Origin of the sequence: Rhizobium rosettiformans W3, assembly GCF_004912135.1 — a bacterium.
Classification (GTDB): domain Bacteria; phylum Pseudomonadota; class Alphaproteobacteria; order Rhizobiales; family Rhizobiaceae; genus Allorhizobium; species Allorhizobium rosettiformans.
The window spans coordinates 1-17,788 of record NZ_STGU01000027.1 but is presented as its reverse complement, the minus strand read 5'-3'; the positions used below and the strand labels follow the sequence as shown (position 1 = coordinate 17,788).

The following is a 17,788-nucleotide window of genomic DNA, read 5'->3' as shown; positions in this document are numbered from 1 at the left end:
GGACCTATATTTCAGCCGGTCGGTTCTGCAGATTTCCCTTCAGAAGACTGCTGCAACAATTTGGGCTGATCAGCTATCCGGTCTACTTGGTCCATATCGCCATCATCATGACCGTGATGACAAACGGATTTTTCGTATCTTTGGCAGACAGTCCCCATCTGAATGCTCTGTTGACCACAGTGTTGATTGTGATCCCTTTGTCTGCTGCCATGGGTGCTTTGCTACATCACTTCATCGAGAAGCCGTTCCTGACACTGCGTCCGAAATACATCAAGACCTGACTGGACGCGATCCATTCGGGCAAAATCCAGAGTTTTCATACGCGATCCTCCCAGAATTGGACGGTTTTGGTGCCAATGGGGCTTTGCCTCAAAACGGCTCTTTGTGGGACATGCGGAAGCTGAAGCAAGTGATTCCAAACGCAAGAAATGCGCTGGAGCCAGCATCTTAAGCCTTCATGTCTTCGATACACATCAGACTGATGGATGCGAGATTCAAGGGGTGGGCTTGCTGTCTTGAGCTGGATGGAGAGCCTGATGTCCTTATCGTTTGACGCCAATTATTATCGTTCACTGCGACCTGATGTCTGGAGCGCATTTGCTGGAAACGGAAATTCCCTCGGGCTCACATGGGTGCAATTTGCCGAACTCCACTACAACATGTTTGGCAGATTTGAGGGCAGCAACCCCAATGCCGTGTTCAAGACAAGTGAATATCTTGCAGCCAATCCAGATGTCGCCCAAGCGGGGGTGAACCCATTCCAGCACTATCTGCAACATGGTGTGCACGAAGGCAGGTCACCGAGTTCTGATTTCCCAAGTTTTGCCAGCTTCAATGTATCGCTGTATCTTGGAGCCAATCCGGACCTGCCGGCCGCAGGGATTACAACTGCGACCGCTGCCTATGCCCATTTTGTCCTGCATGGTCAGTTCGAGAGCCGATCAGGCGCACCTGTCGTCAACACCGAGCCGGACGTCGGCCATAGCGGACTGCCAACTGCTTTGGGGACACCTTTTGAACAGATGGCGTTGTCTCCGCTTCTGGTAAACGCGATTTCCGATCCCCTTTTCTCATCGCAATGGTATTTGAACAATACCGGACAACGCTATGGCGCAAGCGATCTTAAGCCCGCAACCTTTCTGGATATGAACATTGCGGATGCCTGGGCCAATGGCTATACGGGCAAGGGCATCGTCGTGTCCGTTAATGATGACGGAATGGATCTTGCCCATGCTGATCTGGTGGGCAATCTCCTTCTGGACCTAACCTATAATTCAGCTAATGGAAACACGGGACCATCGGCTTACGCGACGACGACAACGGCCGACCAGGGTGGAGAATATGCGCCGGCCCCAGATGGTAATGAACACGGCACTGTCGTCGGCTCGATCATTGGCATGGCAGCCAACGGCCTTGGGATGGTCGGGATGGCCCCCGAGGTTCAACTTGTTTCAACCCTTGTGAGCGACAAGGTTAACTGGCCAAGGCTCTTCGAATATGTCGCAAAGACAGCGAAGGCCGATGTTTCTGTCAATTCCTACGGATTTGATCCTGCGTTCTCCGAGAATTTTTACGTCGATGCGTCAACCGACAAAACGAGCAATGACTATCTGTTCTTGAGCGCGATAGAGGCTTCGGCGCGCGAAGGTCGCAACGGCCTGGGTACCGTGATTGAAGTGTCGTCAGGCAACAAGGCGTTCGTGGGTGCCGACGCGTCAATGACCGGGATGACGAACAGCAAATACATCATCACTGTTGGCGCTGTGAACGAACTTGGTCACCCAGCCCGGCTCTCCGATGGTGAGGGTGGTACCGTCGTCTATTCAACGCCTGGCGCCTCAGTCCTCGTCTCTGCATTTGGGGGAGAGAATATCGGCCAACGCGACCAATCCGTCGACGCCGGTTTCGGGATCGCAAGCGCGGATATCTCAGGCACCCTGGGCTACAACAAGGACGCAGCCATCGCTGAAGGTGACTATTCCTTCCAGAATACGGGCACATCTTATTCCGGCCCAATGGTTGGTGCCACTGTCGCCTTGATGCTGCAGGCCAACCCGCTATTGGGTTTCCGTGATATCTCGAATATTCTGGCAATGACCGCGCGCGTCATTAACCCCGCCAACCATCTGGAATTGAAGGGAAACTTGGTCAACTTCGGTGGGCTCATGTTCTCCAGAGAAATTGGCTTTGGCCTCGTCGATGTGTCTGCCGCCGTTAGACTGGCTGCGTCCTGGACGGAACCGGCACGCACAGTCACAAACTGGGTGAGCGCTGAAGGTGCCAGCACGACACTGGCGCAGGATGTTCCAGACGGACTGTTGACGGGAACGCTCGTGACGGCAATTGTCGAGAAGAATGTGCTGATCGAAAGAATGGAATTCGATCTCAAGCTTGACAGTGCTGTGCCAAGCCAGCTCAGAGCAGAAATCACATCTCCTCAGGGAACGACCATCACCCTGTTCGACCAACCACTGGCACGCAGTGACGAAGCATCATCCGATACACCATGGCCTGGCACCTTTCAGATCGGTGCGACGGCCTTTCTCGGAGAACAAAGTGCTGGCATTTGGACCCTGAAGCTGATCGATAAGATCAGCGGCGAAGTTGCTCGCTTTGAAGCATTGACGGTCAGGGCCTGGGGAAGCGAGCTCACTCCCGACTCCCACTATGTTTTGACGGACGCCTTCTCGGGACACGTCACCGTGAGCGATGCCTCCGGAATCGACCTCTTCAACGCTGCTGCGGTCAGTTCTTCCGTCACGCTTGATCTCAATGTGGGAGCGACGTCGACGGTTGCCAACGGAAGCTTTGTTATTGCCGCTGGCGTCGGTGTCGAGAATGCGTTTGGCGGCGGTGCCAATGATCGGATGATCGGAAATGAGATGGCTAATGTGCTGCGCGGCAATGGTGGTGCAGACACCATCACCGGTGGCAGCGGAGCTGATCTGTTCATGTATGCCACTGTCAATGACAGTGCTCCGACTAATCGTGATGTCCTCACCGACTTTACGATCGGATTGGATCGGATCGACCTCCGACTGATTGATGCAAACCTGCAACAGTCAGACAATCAGAGCTTTGTTTTTGTCGGCCACAGAGGAGACATTGTCCCTCACAGTGTCTCCTATGTTTTTGCCGACGCAGACACTCTTGTTCGCGCTGATGTCGACGGAGATCAGATTGCCGATCTCGAGATTCTTCTGGTCGGACAGAAAGTTCTGATCGCATCAGATTTCCTTGGCGTCAGCGATACAATGATCGCCTGATGCCAAGGAGGCACACAAACTAATCGAATTCAGAGCCCAGAACACAAGGCTCTGCCGGGAGATACCAGTTGGCAGGGCTCTGTTTTTCAAAGGGAAATGGGAGCAATATGCCAATCTGCTGCCAGGCACTGAAACATCAGTGCTTTGGTAAGCTTCTACTTGCGGCAAGGTTGTGGATTTAAACAGCAAGCATGAATGGGCTGTCCGCTTCCCATAAATCCATGCCAAAACAGCCAAGAATTGATCTAGATGTTTATGCGTTCTTCTGCGCTGGCTGCTGCTGCAATCATGCCTTGGCACTTCTGCCGTCAAACAGGAATATGCCCCTGAAAAGAACACTCTACCCACCTGAATTCCAGTTAGGAAGAAAGGGTACGTTCATTGCAAAGAGGGTGCCATTCCTATAGAAGTCACTGATCAAATGCTGAGATTGCGACGGTCGCTGATATGGAGTTCTCCACTTGCGGTCGTCAACTATGGGACGAAATAATGGTTTCGAAGACACCGCTTCAAGCTGCCTACAGCAAATTCCGTGCCGTTGTTTTCACAACCTTTGTCTTCAGTTTTGCGATCAACATGCTGCTTTTTGTATCGCCGCTATACATGTTGCAGATCTACGATCGCGTGCTTGGCAGCCGGAACGAAACCACCTTGTTGATGATCTCGCTGATCACACTGTTCCTGCTTGTCATCTACGGTCTCATGGAATTCATCAGATCGCGCATGCTGGTTCGTGCCGGCTTACAGTTTGATGAAGTACTCTCGGCTGCCATTTTCAGTCGGGCTGTCAAACTGCGGTTGAGCAATCCGGCGGCCGGTGCGGAGTATATTCTCTCGGACGGCGACAAGGTTCGCGAGTTCATGACCGGCACGGGGATCCTGACGTTTTTTGATGCGCCATGGACGCCTGTCTTCATCGCTATCTGCTTCCTGTTCCACCCATGGCTGGGTTACCTCGCGCTGGCAGGTGGTATCATCATCTTTGCGCTGGCGCTGATCAACGAATACGCAACCAAGAAGCAGCTGAGAGACGCGAACACGGCAGCCCAAGGCGCCAACCAGTTCGCGTCTGCCGTCCTGCAAAATGCCGAAGTTATCCGATCCATGGGTATGGAAAAGGCGCTGGGTGATCGGTGGAAGTCACGCCACACAAGCATGTTGGACGCCCAGGCTGGTGCAAGCGACAAGTCTGGCGCCATTATGACCTTCCAGAAATTCTTCCGGATGACCATTCAATCGGCGATACTTGGACTAGGCGCTTATCTTGCCCTCCATCAGGAAATTTCGCCCGGTATCATGATTGCGGCGTCGATCATGATGGGACGCGCCCTTCAGCCAGTGGAACAGGGTGTTGCCCAGTGGAAGCAATTTGTATCCGCCCGTCAGGCTCATGAGCGGTTGAAGAACCTTTTCGACAAGATCGCAGGTGACGATCAGCGGACCGAGCTTCCGACGCCGAAGGGTTTGATCGCCGTCGAGAACCTGACATCCGTCATCCCGGGTTCAAAAACACCCTTCCTGAAGAATATCAGCTTTCAGGTGAACCCCGGTGAAACTCTGGCAGTCATTGGACCATCGGGATCTGGAAAATCCAGCCTGATCAGACACATGGTCGGCGTCTGGCCGGCCGTGTCGGGCACCGTTCGCATTGATGGTGCCGATATTGCGCATTGGGATGCAGAGCAGCTGGGCCAGCATCTCGGCTATCTGCCGCAGGAAGTGCGTTTGTTTGCAGGCACGATTGCAGAAAACATCTCGCGCTTTACCGGCGGCGAATCGGAAGCTGTTGTCAAGGCAGCGCAGATGGCCGGGGTACATGATATGATCTTGCGTCTGCCTGACGGCTATGAAACGCAAGTCGGTGACAATGGACAACAACTGTCAGGTGGGCAACGCCAGCGCATTGGCTTGGCCCGCGCAATGTTTGGCATGCCCCGTATCATTCTTCTTGATGAACCCAATTCCAATCTCGACAGCGATGGCGAGAACGCCCTGATCGAAGCCATTAAAACGATGAAGAGTGAAGCGATCACAGTTGTCCTGGTCACACACAAGACGAATCTGCTGGCAATCAGCGATCGCGCATTGGTCCTTCGTGATGGGGCCATGCAGGCGTTCACGACACCGCAGGAACTGTTCAAGCCGGCCAACACACCAGTGCCGACCATTTCGCTTCAGCAAGGTGCAGTTCCTGCACAGCAGCGCGCTTAAGAAAACAGGGAATTCGTTCCAATGAAGCCACTCAATGCGGACCCCAAGCCGTTTATGATAGCCGGTTATGCGGTCATTGCCCTGACATTTGGTGTTGTTGGCGTCTGGGCTGCGACAGCTAAACTAGACAAGGCCGTCATCGCACCTGGCACTGTGGATGTTGCCACAAACCGGAAAGAGATCCAGCATCTCGAAGGCGGGATTGTCGAAAGAATCTCTGTGCGTGAAGGACAATCGCTGAAGGCGGGTGACGTCTTGATTGAACTGAATGATATTCAAGCGCGCGCCAACCTGCAGGTTGTTACCATCCGCCTTCATATCGCGCAGGCGATGGAAGCACGGCTTCAGGCTGAGCGGAACCTAAAGGATGATCTCGAATTTTCCCAACTGCTTTTGAACGACGAAACACCAGAAGTCATCGCGGCCATTGCAGATCAACGCCAAATCTTTGCTGACCGGACTTCTATACTGAAGTCCCAGATTGATATTCTGACCAACCGCATCGAACAGTTGATGCGGGAAAAACAAGGGCTGGGAGAGCAGAAAACTGCGTTTGAGACTCGAGCAAAGCTTCTTTCAGAACGCCTCGATCGGCTGAAAAGGGGCATTGTAAGCGGCGCTATCCAGACAAATTTGTTGACGACCTACGAAGACGAATATGTCGAAGTGAAGGCCAATGTCGCCCGTATGGACACCGAACAGGCCAAGGTCGATAAATCGATTGGCGAAACCGAATTTCAGATCCTGCAGACACAACAGCAGTTCAGGGAGCGCGCCTCCTCCGAATACAAGGAGGTCAGCGGACAGATTCAGGAACTGATCGAGCAGCGTAAGGTAGCCGAAGACGTTCTTGAACGCACCAAGATCCGTGCCCCGGTTGATGGTGTGGCCCAGAACCTGCAGCTGAATGGTCCGGTGATCCGGCCTGGTCAGGTGATGCTGGAAATCGTTCCTGATACCGATCAGATGGTAATCAACGCACATGTGTCGACCATTGATATCGACAGCGTTCGTGAAGGCATGACTGCAGAAGTCAAGTTTAGTGCATTTCCAAATCGCTTCATGCCGATTATCACGGGCGATGTCACCACCGTCTCCAAAGGCAGCATCACACCACCCGATGGTCGAAGCCCGCCCTATTATCTGGCTCGCATCAATGTCAGCAAAGAGATGATTCCTGACGACCTCGAAGGTCGCCTCACAGCCGGGATGCCGGCAGATGTATTGATTTCAGCCGGCGAGCGTACCGTTGCTGATTACCTGATCTCTCCATTGACGGATGCCATCTGGAAAAGCATGAATGAAGAATAGGCCAGACAGTTCCATCTGATGATGGCAATCATGGTGTTCGTTCATCTGTGACAGCATGGACCCAAGGCCGCCGAATGTCATCGGGTCCAGGTCTCCTGTTTACGTCGGAATTGATACAAATGGCTTTGCCAACACAGGATTGAGCCCATGACCACACCCTCGGCCTTCAGTCAGTACCTGCTTGAACTGACGAACAGAGCTCGTTTGGATCCCATGGGCGAGTATACGCGCCTGGTAACAAATGCCCCGCAAAATGTGCAAAGCGCGATCAATTTCTTCAAGGTCGATCTATCTGTCTTGAAGCAGCAATTCGATGCCTTGCTGCCGGCAGCACCATTGGCGTGGAACGACAAACTTGCAAATGCCGCAACAGCCCATTCGCAGGCCATGATCAATCAGGACACTCAAAGCCATCAATTGCCGGGTGAGGCTCCACTGGGTCAACGTGTCCTCGCAGCTGGCTATGACTTCCGATCGCTGGGCGAGAATGTCTATGCATATGCGCAGGATCCGTTTCACGGACATGCTGGCTTCTTCATTGACTGGGGTGTGTCGCCAACCGGCATTCAGATCGGCGCCGGGCACCGCGTCAACATCATGAATTCCCGGTTTACCGAGATCGGCATTGGTTATCTTGTCGATTCCGACGTGAGAACCTCGGTTGGCCCGCATGTTATGACGCAGAACTTCGGGACACGCTTTGATGACAAGCCACAACTGACGGGCGTTGTCATCAATGATCTGGATGGCGACAAATTCTACGATATCGGTGAAGGCGTCGCAAACATAGTGATTTCCGCGACGGGGTCGGCCGGAACATTCACGACAACAACCTGGGATGCAGGCGGTTACAATCTGGCACTGCCATCAGGTTCCTACCAGGTCACCTTCAAGCAGGGCAGCAAGGTCTGGTCGACCACGGCATCTGTGGGCAGCGACAACGTCAAGCTGGACGCCGTTCTTGCCAACCTCAAGTCGTCGGCATCCAACGGCAGCCAGGACAGCCTTTACGATGTATCGCGCTTTTACAACACCAAGACCGGCGCTCACTTCTACACAGCCAATGATGCGGAGCGCGACGGCCTGATCGCCAATAGTGATCTCTTTGTCTACGAAGGCAATGCTTTTGATTCCAATGCGACCGAAGTTGCTGGACTGGCTGTCTATCGCTTCTTCAATCAGCAGACAGGCGTCCATTTTTACACTGCCAGCGCGCAGGAGCGCCTGTCCGTTCAGGCGAACCTGCCGCAATTTCGCGACGAGGGCTTGAGTTACTTTGCTTATGCTGAAGGCGGCGCAGGACGCCAAGCGCTTCATCGATTTTATAATACCGATAATGGCACGCATTTTTATACAGCGAGCGATCAGGAACAGCAGGCGGTTTTGGTGACACTCCCCCAATACCGGTATGAAGGCATAGGCTACTATGTCGACATAGCGTGACAGCTTGCTGCTACCCTCTTGCGCTTGATGTAGCCCAAGCTGCGTTGCATCCCTCTAATTGACAAGAGGTGTCACGCCATGGCCGCAAAGACACCTGCCACTTTCGGCCCGCCCAGTCATGGTGTCTGCCACGAACGGACCCACTGATCTGAGCGCCGGCATCTGCGGCGAATCAGCTGGGGTATGCAAAGATCGTATGCGTGACACTTCCTATCTGCTCAATCCGAGCCCTTGCGGCCGGTTGAGCTGCTGTTTCAGACTATGGTCATGGGTCAGCTCGGCCATGCGGGTGCGCTCCACCATCCGGGCAATGGTCTTGATCTGCTCCGCATGCTTGGAAAGTTGCGCATGCTGCTCCAGTTCCTTGGCGAAGTGACGCGGATCTGAATGCCCGAACCGCCGCGCAAGCGCATTGGCGACCAGTTTGGCTTCCTGGAGCGCGGCCTGACCATCTGCAGACGATCTCAACTCATCGATAAACTGGCCTCGTTTCTCGGCAGGCACCTTTTCGACTTGAGCGAGGATTTCGACGCTACGCGGCGAAAGACCAGGAACCTCGACTACGTCACGTTTTGCGCGCTGCCACTGTTCGGATGTCCGCTCCTCACCCAAACGCCATTCCCACCCCTCAGAAGAACTCGCGATATGCATCGCAACCACTTTTGCGAAATGCAGGGCGACTCTCCGCTCCTTGTTGTCACCAAGCAGTCCAGTCCTGCCGCAAAGTTCGCCAAACCGCTCGGGTTCCTCGGCCATGGTCTTCGCTATCACCCTGCCAATGCCTTCCTTCTCGATCACGGCAGCCTTTAGCCGGTCCGTAACCGTGTCCGGATTGCGAAATACATGCCGTGCAAAAGATTTCACCGCTTCAAATCGCTGCTCAAAGCCAGACATGGCCTTCTCGCGGGCGACATCCTCGATGCTGCGATCATGATGCAGGAGTGCAGGAACAAGGGGGGCTGGCTTCGCGAAATGCTGCTGTGGATCGTTTCCAAGATCCCATGTCAGATCCCCGGTGTCAGCAGGACGGGCGTCAATGGGAGTGCGTTCCTCATCAAAGTTCTGCTCAGCAACAAGCCGGTCCTGACCCACCTTTGGCTGGGCCTTCTTTTCGTGACCAATCCCCTTGTCATGATCAAGACTGCTCTGCTTACGGCCAATCACGATCTCACTGTTGACGCCGAAGCGCTCCGCGATCCCCCGCCGCTCGGCAAAATCCCTGACATAATCCAGCGTGGTTTCCTTCGCACCGGAGCGTGACAGACGCGCTTCAAGCTGCCGGTAGGCCAGCTCGCCACCATGGACGACACGCCAGGAATTGCGCTCGGTCTGGGTGCCGTCTGGAAGCGTGACGGGATTGGCCCCCTCATGCTGCAGTCCGATCCTGTCTCCAATCGTAGGAGTCGCAACATCCATTGCGCGCTTCAGGTCAACGCCCCAAACCGTGCGCTGCTCCCCAATGTTGTTTTCCAAGCTGACAAAATAGCTCTCGCGTGCTTTTGGATCATGCTCGTAAGGCGCCACCCCATGGTCGACCAGCCGTCCGGCATTGGTAAATTCCTGACTGTCGGCATAGAGCTCTACACCATCGCGATGGCGCGTCATGGCAACATAAGTCAGATGCCGGTCCATGGTGCCGGATGCCAGGACAAAGGCGTAATCGACCGTCGCACCCTGACATTTATGGATCGTCGTCGCATAGCCATGGTCGATCGACCGATAGCTGCCGGTGGGAATGCTGACGCTATCCCCGCCTGGACCGTCGATCTGCGCGATGATTCTGTCCGCTTCGACATGCTCGACGGTGCCCAGCATGCCGTTTTTTACACCAAGATCCCGACTGTTTTCAAGAAATACGATCCGGTCACCGGGGGCAAACTCACGCAGACCGTCATTGGTCTGGAAACTGAGTTCACCGCCCTTCTTGCCTTTCGCCAGCTCGCCACGCTCTTGCAGCACACAACGAATGCCCTCATTGATCGCCCGCACATCGAGGCGGCGATGTGCCATGGCCACTCGGCTGCCGTCGGGACGCCGCGCACGATCGGCAAGATAGTCGCGCACGATCCGGGACCGCACCTCATCTCTGCTGACGGCAAAATGAATATGGCCATGATCCCTGTAGGCAGCCAGTCCATCGGCTGTCCTGTGGGTCGCAAAGGCAAGCGATGCCTCTCGTTGCCAATCCAGCCGCTGGCGACGAATATCTGTCAGCTCGGCATGGCCTATGCGTTCGGCAATGACCCTGAAGGGTGCGCCGGCACCGATTGCCTGTAGTTGCTCATGGTCGCCAACCAGAACGATCTTAGCTCCACGCTGCCCGGCCTCGCTGATGAACCGAGCGAGCTGCCGGCTACCAACCATACCCGCCTCGTCGATGACAAACACATCGCCGCGGCCGATCTGGTGCTTGTCATGATCCCAGCTACGCGACCAGGACGCCAATGTACGGCTTTTGATGCCAGAACTTTCCTCCAATCCCTCGGCAGCCTTCCCGGAAAGTGCTGCACCATACACGCAATAACCCTGCGCTTCCCACGCCTCCCGCGCAGCCGCCAGCATGGTGGATTTGCCAGCACCCGCAAATCCAACCACGGCGGCAATACGCTCCGGCCCGGTGACATGCTCGATCGCCAAACGCTGCTCATCCGAGAGGCCGGATGACGAATGACCCGAAGCCCTCCGGATTGCCGCATCCTGGCGGGCCACCGCCCTTTCTACATGGCCACGATCAACACCATGGCGCCGCGCTCGGTGCAATCGATCTGCCATCCGGGCCATCTCGAATTCGAGCTTGACCATTTCACGGGTTGAATAACACGCTCTTGAAACATCGCCCGTCTCACGATCGACGAGCTCGGCATTAAGCGCCACCAAAACTGGTGAAGCCATCACGGCCTCTAAAGCCTGACGATAGGTCTGAACATCGTCGTTGATATAGCGATGCAGAGTCTTCGCGATGTCATGCCGATCAAACACACTCTTTTCATTAGTAATCAGAGTCAGGACCTGCTCAGGCCTTTCCCGGATCAGTGCCGTGTTGCGCCGCGCCGATTCTTCGTCCAGCCGCACTCGCTCGACATCCATGCCCTTGCGTTGCATTTGCGTTGCATGAACGCCCATATGCCCTGTTGGCAACAATTCGAGGCCCCGCTCCACGTGGCTACGATGATCAATGCGGATATCCAGGCCTTCTCGCTGAAGCTGACTATTGGCAATGCTTTCCCATGACTGCCTGATATCGCGAATCTGCATGTCAGTTGTGGCCATGCCATTCGACAGCAGCCGCGCATTCTTGTGCTCAAGATATGTCTTGACCCCCAGGCCAGCTTCGCCAACCTGTCGCGTCGTCATCATCACATGCGCATGGTAGTTCCGGATGTCACCCTGTTCATGCGGCGCATGGATCGCAAAATCGACCGCGGCACCATAACGGTTAGCCAGATCCTGGGCGAAGTTTCGCATCGATGCCAGTCGGCCTTCAACTGATAATTCATGAGGAAGCGCAACTTCGAATTCGCGGGCGACACGGCCATCCTTGCGACTTTCAGCAAACTCTGCAGCATTCCACAGGGCTGAACGATCCAGCGCCCAAGTGGCTGAGATGTCGTCCGGCAACACGATCTCTGCATGCTCGACGCCTTGCTTTCGAGTGAAGTCATGGACAAGCCCGTCGCGCTCATTTCTCAGCCGAACGGCACATCGATAGGCTGCCGCCGCAACTGCGCTTCGTCCGGACGAGCGGGAGATCGGTTTTACGCTCAAATGATAGATTGCCAAAGGACGCTCTCCAGTTCCCATAAAGGGTAACAGGCATTGACTTGCGCAGCAAGTCGTAAGTGCGCCCTTGAACCTCAATCGCGACGCGATTTAACGCGCCGGTAAACCACTAGAGGACCTGTTGGAGTTCCATCATGGTTAATCAAATTCTCAGAAAGACGAGTATTCGACTTGAATTGATGACAACCCAAGGTAAAATCGATGCAAAACATTACCATCAATAGGGGCTGCATGATGACCACCGAGAACGATCATCTCTTTGAGGCGGTCACATCGCTCGATCGCAGCCTCTTGGACACCTCACCGCGATCTGAAACTGATGAGCTGGAAGCAGATCAAGATACGATTCCAGAGGTAGTGATGGAAGCGCCAGATACCCGCGACGTGACCATCAATCGTTTCAGGCCAGCTCAACAATAGTGGCATCTGGTCGGAGAGCAGAAATGGCACGCAAATCCATTGAACAACGGCTTGCAGAGCTAGATGTACGACGGTCGGCACTAAAGGCTCGGCTCGGCAAACAGGAGCGGGCCAACGATACGCGACGTAAAGTTCTACTTGGTGCTCTTGTCCTGCACAGACTGCACAGCGCCAACGACCCCGAGTTCACCAAGCGTCTCGGCGACTGGTTGCGCCGAGAACTGCCTGGCTTCCTCACCCGAGATAGTGACAAGAGGCTCCTCGCCGATCTGCTCGACCCGGCATCGGCAAATACGGCAGATGATCGCGGCAGTAAGGAGGGCACCTCATGATCCGGGCTCCTGCTTCATGGCCTGCGTTTAAAAACATGCTGTCAGCCGCCATCCATGATCCCCTTTGGGCTTTTCTCAGCCTCGTCACCATGCCAGTCCGGATTTGGAAGCCGCTTTTCCAGATTACATTCATTCTCTTCATTGTTCTGATCGTAATGGGGCTAGGTGGTAGAGCCGTTCTTCAGCAATTCGACTTCAACGCTGGCTCGATCCCGCTTTTGATCTGGGACTTCTTCACGCTGACAGTTCTGACCACCATAGCCTTTCGCCTCTTGACGGCGCCATTGATCCTGCACTTTGGCAAGACCAAAGACGACACTCACGGATCAGCTCGCCTGGCGACACAGCCAGAAATCGCTCCGTTGTTCCGATCCGACGCCGGCCTCCTCATCGGTCGCGATCCAGTGACCGGGAAGCTGATGCGTTACGACGGGGCGGCTCATCTCCTGACCATGGCGCCGACGCGGACCGGCAAGGGTGTTGGCACTATCATTCCGAACCTGCTCACCGCTGATCGTTCCGTGATCTGTATCGACCCCAAGGGAGAAAACGCCAGGATTACTGCCCGCGCGCGCACTCGATTCGGGTCGGTCCATATCCTTGATCCTTTTGGCATTACAGGCCAGAGCTCGGCCGCCTTCAATCCGCTGAACGCCCTCGACCCGGCGAGCCTTGATATAGCGGAAGACGCCAGCACGCTCGCCGACGCACTCGTCTTCGACGAACCCGGGATGGTCGCCGAGGCCCATTGGGATGAGGAGGCAAAAGCGCTCATATCAGGATTGTTGCTCAAGATTGTCACAGGCGAATCGTCTGGCCGCCGTCACCTCGGCACTTTGCGGGAATATCTGACACTCGCTCCTGAAACATTCGCCGCACTGCTCAAGTGTATGCAGGAAATGGACGAGGCAAACGGACTGATTGCCCGCGCTGCAAACCGTCACCTCGGGAAGTCAGATCGGGAGGCAGCCGGCGTTCTGTCCGCAGCACAACGACATACCCATTTTCTGGATTCCCCTCGCATGACTGAAGTCCTTCGCCGATCCGATTTTCACTTCGCCGAACTCAAGCGTCGCAACGAGACAATCTTCCTCGTCCTGCCGCCCGACCGGTTGTCGACCTATTCGCGTTGGCTGCGCTTGCTCATCACGCAAAGCCTTCTCGACATGGCCCGCGATACCGCAAAGCCGAATGTCCCAGTACTGTATATTCTCGACGAGTTCGCATCCCTCGGTCACCTGGCAGCCATCGAACGCGCCATGGGCCTCATGGCTGGCTATGGCATTCAGTTATGGCCCATCTTGCAGGACATACATCAGCTGCGCTCCACCTATGGCCAGCGAGCCGGTACCTTCCTGTCGAACGCCGGCATCCTTCAGGTCTTTGGCATCAACGATCACGAGAGCGCGCGTCTGATCTCAGATTTGCTTGGACAGGAAACGGTGGTGTTCCAGACCATGGCTCGCGCTCTTGATTCAGAAAAATCTGGTATCTCCTACACTCAGCACCACACGGCCCGGCCACTGCTTACACCAGACGAGGTGCGAAACCTTCCGCAGCAGGGCCAGTTGTTGTTTCTGGCAGGTCAACGACCGATTATCGCTGCCAAACTTTCCTATCATGTCGATCCAGAGTTCAAGGGGAGCTTTGATCCACCATGACCAAGAAACGAAAAGCCGTTGCTGCCCTAGCAGCCAGAGACGCTACGACGACTTCAGATGAAGGCCGCCAGTCTAAGACCTCCCCTTTTCGCGACGGAACTGTCCATTCTTGGAGTTCTGGCAGCTTCAAAGCAGATTGAGTTGCCGTGCGATGTTTTGAGCCTCGTTGCGGCTGGTGTAACATCCCGCCATACCATAGATCTGATTTGACTGTTCTTTCCACCGGCCACGCGGATCATTGCCCGCCATGATGAAGTCCTCCCTCGATCATATGCCGCCCCGCAAGCAGCGCGAGCTCTTGCGAGCCGTCGAGATCCTGCATGAGGAATTCGAGGATGCGCTGAAGGAAGGCTCGGCCGACTTCAAGAAGCGTGGCCGCATCCTGAAGATCATCCTGTTCGGCTCCTATGCAAGGGGCAGCTGGGTGGACGAGCCCTTCACCATGAAGGGCTATCGCTCGGATTTCGACCTGCTCGTCATCGTCAACAATCGCAAGCTCTGCGATTATGCCGAATACTGGCACAAGGCAGCGGACCGGCTGATCCGCGATCCGGCGATCGAAACACCCGTCAGCTTCATCGTGCATTCGAGGCGCGAGGTGAACACCTATCTCAAGGAAGGCCAGTATTTCTTCTCCGACATCCGCAGGCAAGGCGTCGTCCTCTACGAACTGGATGATGATCCCCTGCCTGAACCGGGGGTCTTGTCGCCGGCGGAGAGGCTAAGGGTTGCTGAAGCGCACTTTCAGCAGAGGTTGGCAGAGGCTCAGGCAATCTTGGAAACGTCTCTGTTTCAATTAGCGAAATCGCAAAATCCGGGAGATGTTTGGAGCAACTGGGCTGCGTTCAGCTTGCATCAAGCGCTCGAGCAGGCCTATGCCTGCGTGCTGCTGACCCTGACCAATTACGGTCCGCCATCGCACAACATCAAGTTCCTGCGCTCCCTTGCCGAAGAGCAGGATCGTCGTCTGGCGGATGCCTTTCCGCGCGACCAGCATCGCGAGCGCGCCTGGTTCAACACCTTGAACGAAGCCTATGTGAAGGCGCGCTACTCACCCCATTACGAGATCAGTGAAGAGGCCCTCACCTGGCTTGCCGAGCGAACCGCCGTCCTGCTGGACCTCGTCACACTCGTCTGCACAGAACATCTGCAAAAGCTTGAGGCACGGATTGGTGCGGAGTAGCTCCGGCAGCCCGGAATTCACGGCACTGTCACCCCGCTCTCCTGCAAGCTGTTCCGGTGCGATCTCCCTCTGGAGACCGCACCGGAGCGACTGCATTACGCTGCCGCCTTCTGATCCTGCAGGGAATGCAGATAGTCGGCAGCAGCCTGAGCTTTGGAGGCAGCCCGGAAGATGGCGCGGCTGTCCTCCTTCATCACGGCCAGCCAGCTTGCAAGGTATGAGGCGCTTTCGGGCCTGACAGTGGCTGTGATCCCAAGATCGGCTGAGAGGAAGCAGGCCGTGATTTCGGCAACGAGTTCCTCGAACTGATAGGCCTGATGGCGCCGGTCAGTGCTCTTCAACCGGTCAAGGCGCTGGCTTGAGCCAGACCAATGCGACAGTTCATGCAGGACCGTCGAGTGGTACGCCTCGGCGTTTTCGAAGGTGGCGAAGGGCGGCATCCGGATGAGGTCGAGCGCCGGAATGTAGCAGGCGCGACTGCCACCATGCTGGATCCGGGCACCGGTATTGGCGACGAAGCGGTCGGCCCGTTCGATACGCTGTTCGGCAGGTAGCGGAACCGTTTCGGCATAAAGCGCTTCCGGCAGGCCATCGATCTGCGACAGGTTGAAGACCGCGTAGGTTTTCAGATAGGGGATCTGGCGCTCATTCTCTCCGGTTTCCCCGGCCTCATCAGACTGGTTGGTGTCGGTGCTGCGGGTAATGGTTCCGTATTTGACGATTGCTGTCCCCGTCTCGCCCTTGCGGACCTGACCGCCCAGTTCCTGGGCCTGCCGATAGGTCATGAAGCGGTCGTGCCGGAACCCGTGCGTGGCAGAGGCGATCCACAAGAGCAGTATGTTGATGCCGCGATAGCTTTCGCCATTGGCACGCAGCGGCTTGGGCAAGCTGCCGCCCAGTCGGCTTGCATTCCAGGGCTGCATCCATGGCCTTGTCCCGGCCTCAAGCTGGCGGATGATGGTGTCGGTGATGCGTTGGTAGGTATCGGTGCGTGTCTCGCTCATGGCGATCTCCTTTGCCTTGTCTTGCTGACGGAGGCGAAAGGACAGGGGCTACAGCGGCAGGCGCACCCGAAGGGCCGCAATCCCAATGGAGGGCATCAGAGCGACCGGGAATTTGGCTTCGCGAGGAAGGCATGGCCGCCCGGATGATCCGGGCGGCCATGTCGGGGAAATTCACGGGCGCGTCGATGCTGCAGCTGACGCGACCCCTGTCAGTCCTCCGTCAAGACAGCAGGACAAGGCAAGGGAGAGTGGCAGGGCTGAGCACGCCCCAAGCATGCCGTTGATCCGATAGACCGTCAAACAGGAGGCAATCCGGCTTGAGGTCGGGACATGTCATGGGTGAAGGTTGCACCATGGCGCACCACCTGCCTGGGCGCGCCTTGCCGAAGGACCGCAATGCCAACGGCATCAAAGCCAGATGGCAGGCTCCTGCTCTCTGTCAAAGCCACACGGGGTTGTCCGATTCAGACTGTCCGTCTCATGACCTGAGGCTTGCATCAGGGGATCAGGAACGCTAGCGGGGAACTGGCGGACGGACAATCACGAGCGGGCCTCATGCGGCGGCCCGGGAGACATGACCATGTCGAGCCGCAGGGGTGAACTGACCCGCAGCCAGATCGATCGCGACTGGCCCCACAAGATCCTCATTCTCTGGAATGAAGACCGGTCCCTGCCATCTGCAGATCGTCGGACAGGGTCGATTAATACCCTTGTGCCAAAGATGCCTGACCAGGGTTTTGCCTGAAAAGATCAACTTCCCGCTGAACGGAATGCAGCGCAAATTCAGCGTCACTGACATCAAGCCGTGCACGTCTGATATCCCGGTCAAGCCGGTCGATTTCATCGCGCATGTTTCGCCTTGCTTGCTCGTCCTGGCTCGCACGCATCTGATTGTACAGGTTATCAATGGATGACTGCATTGTTGATATCTGGTTTCTCAGCGAGTTGACCCGCGAGCGAGCGGTATAGGCCTTCTGACCGATGCCATATCCGCGCAGAAACTCTCCCGCCAGTTCCGGCGGGCAGACATTGTGATACCTGTCGCCAGCCTCTCCCCGGCTTAACCCATTGAGAGGCGTGCAATAGCGCGTCACGCCAACCTGATAGCCTTGATACCATCTGGACTGGTCGGGCACGATATTGATCCTTGCACAGGATTTCACATGGGCAGCAAATC

12 protein-coding genes and 1 pseudogene are annotated in these 17,788 nt (G+C 55.8%); 9 read left to right on the top strand and 4 right to left on the bottom strand.

The window, feature by feature from the left end; genetic code table 11:
• The 5 genes and pseudogenes from FAA86_RS24740 to FAA86_RS23020 form a co-directional block, all read left to right on the top strand.
• Window positions 1-281 (top strand): annotated as a pseudogene (locus FAA86_RS24740) (hypothetical protein); the annotation flags it as partial.
• Between the two features lie 255 nt (window positions 282-536).
• Window positions 537-3,266 (top strand): S8 family serine peptidase, encoded by a 2,730-nt coding sequence (locus FAA86_RS23035; RefSeq protein ID WP_167495079.1) that lies wholly within the window; start codon window positions 537-539, stop codon window positions 3,264-3,266.
• Window positions 3,267-3,755: 489 nt separating this feature from the next.
• A complete protein-coding gene (locus FAA86_RS23030; RefSeq protein ID WP_136543516.1) occupies window positions 3,756-5,477 on the top strand; it encodes a type I secretion system permease/ATPase in 1,722 nt (573 codons plus the stop codon).
• Window positions 5,478-5,498: 21 nt separating this feature from the next.
• Window positions 5,499-6,788, top strand: coding sequence for an HlyD family type I secretion periplasmic adaptor subunit (locus FAA86_RS23025; protein WP_136543513.1), 1,290 nt, complete (start codon window positions 5,499-5,501; stop codon window positions 6,786-6,788).
• A gap of 147 nt (window positions 6,789-6,935) precedes the next feature.
• Window positions 6,936-8,231, top strand: coding sequence for a CAP domain-containing protein (locus FAA86_RS23020; RefSeq protein WP_136543511.1), 1,296 nt, complete (start codon window positions 6,936-6,938; stop codon window positions 8,229-8,231).
• A 210-nt stretch (window positions 8,232-8,441) separates the two neighbouring features.
• Here FAA86_RS23020 and traA read toward each other — a convergent pair whose 3' ends face one another.
• Entirely contained in the window at window positions 8,442-12,011 is a 3,570-nt protein-coding gene (traA, locus tag FAA86_RS23015) for a Ti-type conjugative transfer relaxase TraA (RefSeq protein ID WP_136543509.1), read from the bottom strand.
• A 234-nt stretch (window positions 12,012-12,245) separates the two neighbouring features.
• Between traA and FAA86_RS23010 the strand changes: the two genes are divergently transcribed.
• Genes FAA86_RS23010 through FAA86_RS23000 form a run of 3 tightly spaced genes read left to right on the top strand, consistent with a single transcriptional unit; the run spans window position 12,246 to window position 14,424 of the window.
• Entirely contained in the window at window positions 12,246-12,431 is a 186-nt protein-coding gene (locus FAA86_RS23010) for a hypothetical protein (protein ID WP_136543507.1), read from the top strand.
• Window positions 12,432-12,454: 23 nt separating this feature from the next.
• The gene (locus tag FAA86_RS23005; protein WP_136543505.1) at window positions 12,455-12,763 is read left to right on the top strand and encodes a mobilization protein; all 309 of its coding nucleotides are present in this window, start codon (window positions 12,455-12,457) and stop codon (window positions 12,761-12,763) included.
• Entirely contained in the window at window positions 12,760-14,424 is a 1,665-nt protein-coding gene (locus FAA86_RS23000) for a type IV secretory system conjugative DNA transfer family protein (RefSeq protein WP_136543503.1), read from the top strand. Before FAA86_RS23005 ends, FAA86_RS23000 begins: the two co-directional genes overlap by 4 nt.
• A gap of 126 nt (window positions 14,425-14,550) precedes the next feature.
• Here FAA86_RS23000 and FAA86_RS25140 read toward each other — a convergent pair whose 3' ends face one another.
• On the bottom strand, window positions 14,551-14,673 hold the full coding sequence (locus FAA86_RS25140) for a hypothetical protein (RefSeq protein ID WP_281281771.1): 123 nt from the start codon (window positions 14,671-14,673) through the stop codon (window positions 14,551-14,553).
• On the opposite strand from FAA86_RS25140, the gene FAA86_RS22995 reads away from it, so the two are divergent.
• Window positions 14,672-15,607, top strand: a complete 936-nt coding sequence (locus FAA86_RS22995) for a nucleotidyltransferase and HEPN domain-containing protein (RefSeq protein WP_136543501.1) — start codon at window positions 14,672-14,674, stop codon at window positions 15,605-15,607. The genes FAA86_RS25140 and FAA86_RS22995 overlap by 2 nt on opposite strands.
• A gap of 95 nt (window positions 15,608-15,702) precedes the next feature.
• Here FAA86_RS22995 and FAA86_RS22990 read toward each other — a convergent pair whose 3' ends face one another.
• On the bottom strand, window positions 15,703-16,611 hold the full coding sequence (locus FAA86_RS22990) for an ArdC family protein (RefSeq protein WP_136543499.1): 909 nt from the start codon (window positions 16,609-16,611) through the stop codon (window positions 15,703-15,705).
• Window positions 16,612-17,312: 701 nt separating this feature from the next.
• A partial coding sequence (locus tag FAA86_RS22985) for a DUF2799 domain-containing protein (RefSeq protein WP_136543497.1) occupies window positions 17,313-17,788 on the bottom strand: 476 nt, incomplete at its 5' end.

Bases quoted from the DNA above. Each gene is read 5' to 3' on its own strand.
- FAA86_RS23025 (WP_136543513.1), top strand. From the start codon at position 5,499: ATGAAGCCACTCAATGCGGACCCCAAGCCGTTTATGATAGCCGGTTAT.
- FAA86_RS23000 (WP_136543503.1), top strand. From the start codon at position 12,760: ATGATCCGGGCTCCTGCTTCATGGCCTGCGTTTAAAAACATGCTGTCA.
- FAA86_RS23010 (WP_136543507.1), top strand. From the start codon at position 12,246: ATGACCACCGAGAACGATCATCTCTTTGAGGCGGTCACATCGCTCGAT.
- FAA86_RS23020 (WP_136543511.1), top strand. From the start codon at position 6,936: ATGACCACACCCTCGGCCTTCAGTCAGTACCTGCTTGAACTGACGAAC.
- FAA86_RS23030 (WP_136543516.1), top strand. From the start codon at position 3,756: ATGGTTTCGAAGACACCGCTTCAAGCTGCCTACAGCAAATTCCGTGCC.
- FAA86_RS22990 (WP_136543499.1), bottom strand. From the start codon at position 16,611: ATGAGCGAGACACGCACCGATACCTACCAACGCATCACCGACACCATC.
- FAA86_RS23035 (WP_167495079.1), top strand. From the start codon at position 537: ATGTCCTTATCGTTTGACGCCAATTATTATCGTTCACTGCGACCTGAT.
- FAA86_RS22995 (WP_136543501.1), top strand. From the start codon at position 14,672: ATGATGAAGTCCTCCCTCGATCATATGCCGCCCCGCAAGCAGCGCGAG.
- FAA86_RS23005 (WP_136543505.1), top strand. From the start codon at position 12,455: ATGGCACGCAAATCCATTGAACAACGGCTTGCAGAGCTAGATGTACGA.
- FAA86_RS25140 (WP_281281771.1), bottom strand. From the start codon at position 14,673: ATGGCGGGCAATGATCCGCGTGGCCGGTGGAAAGAACAGTCAAATCAG.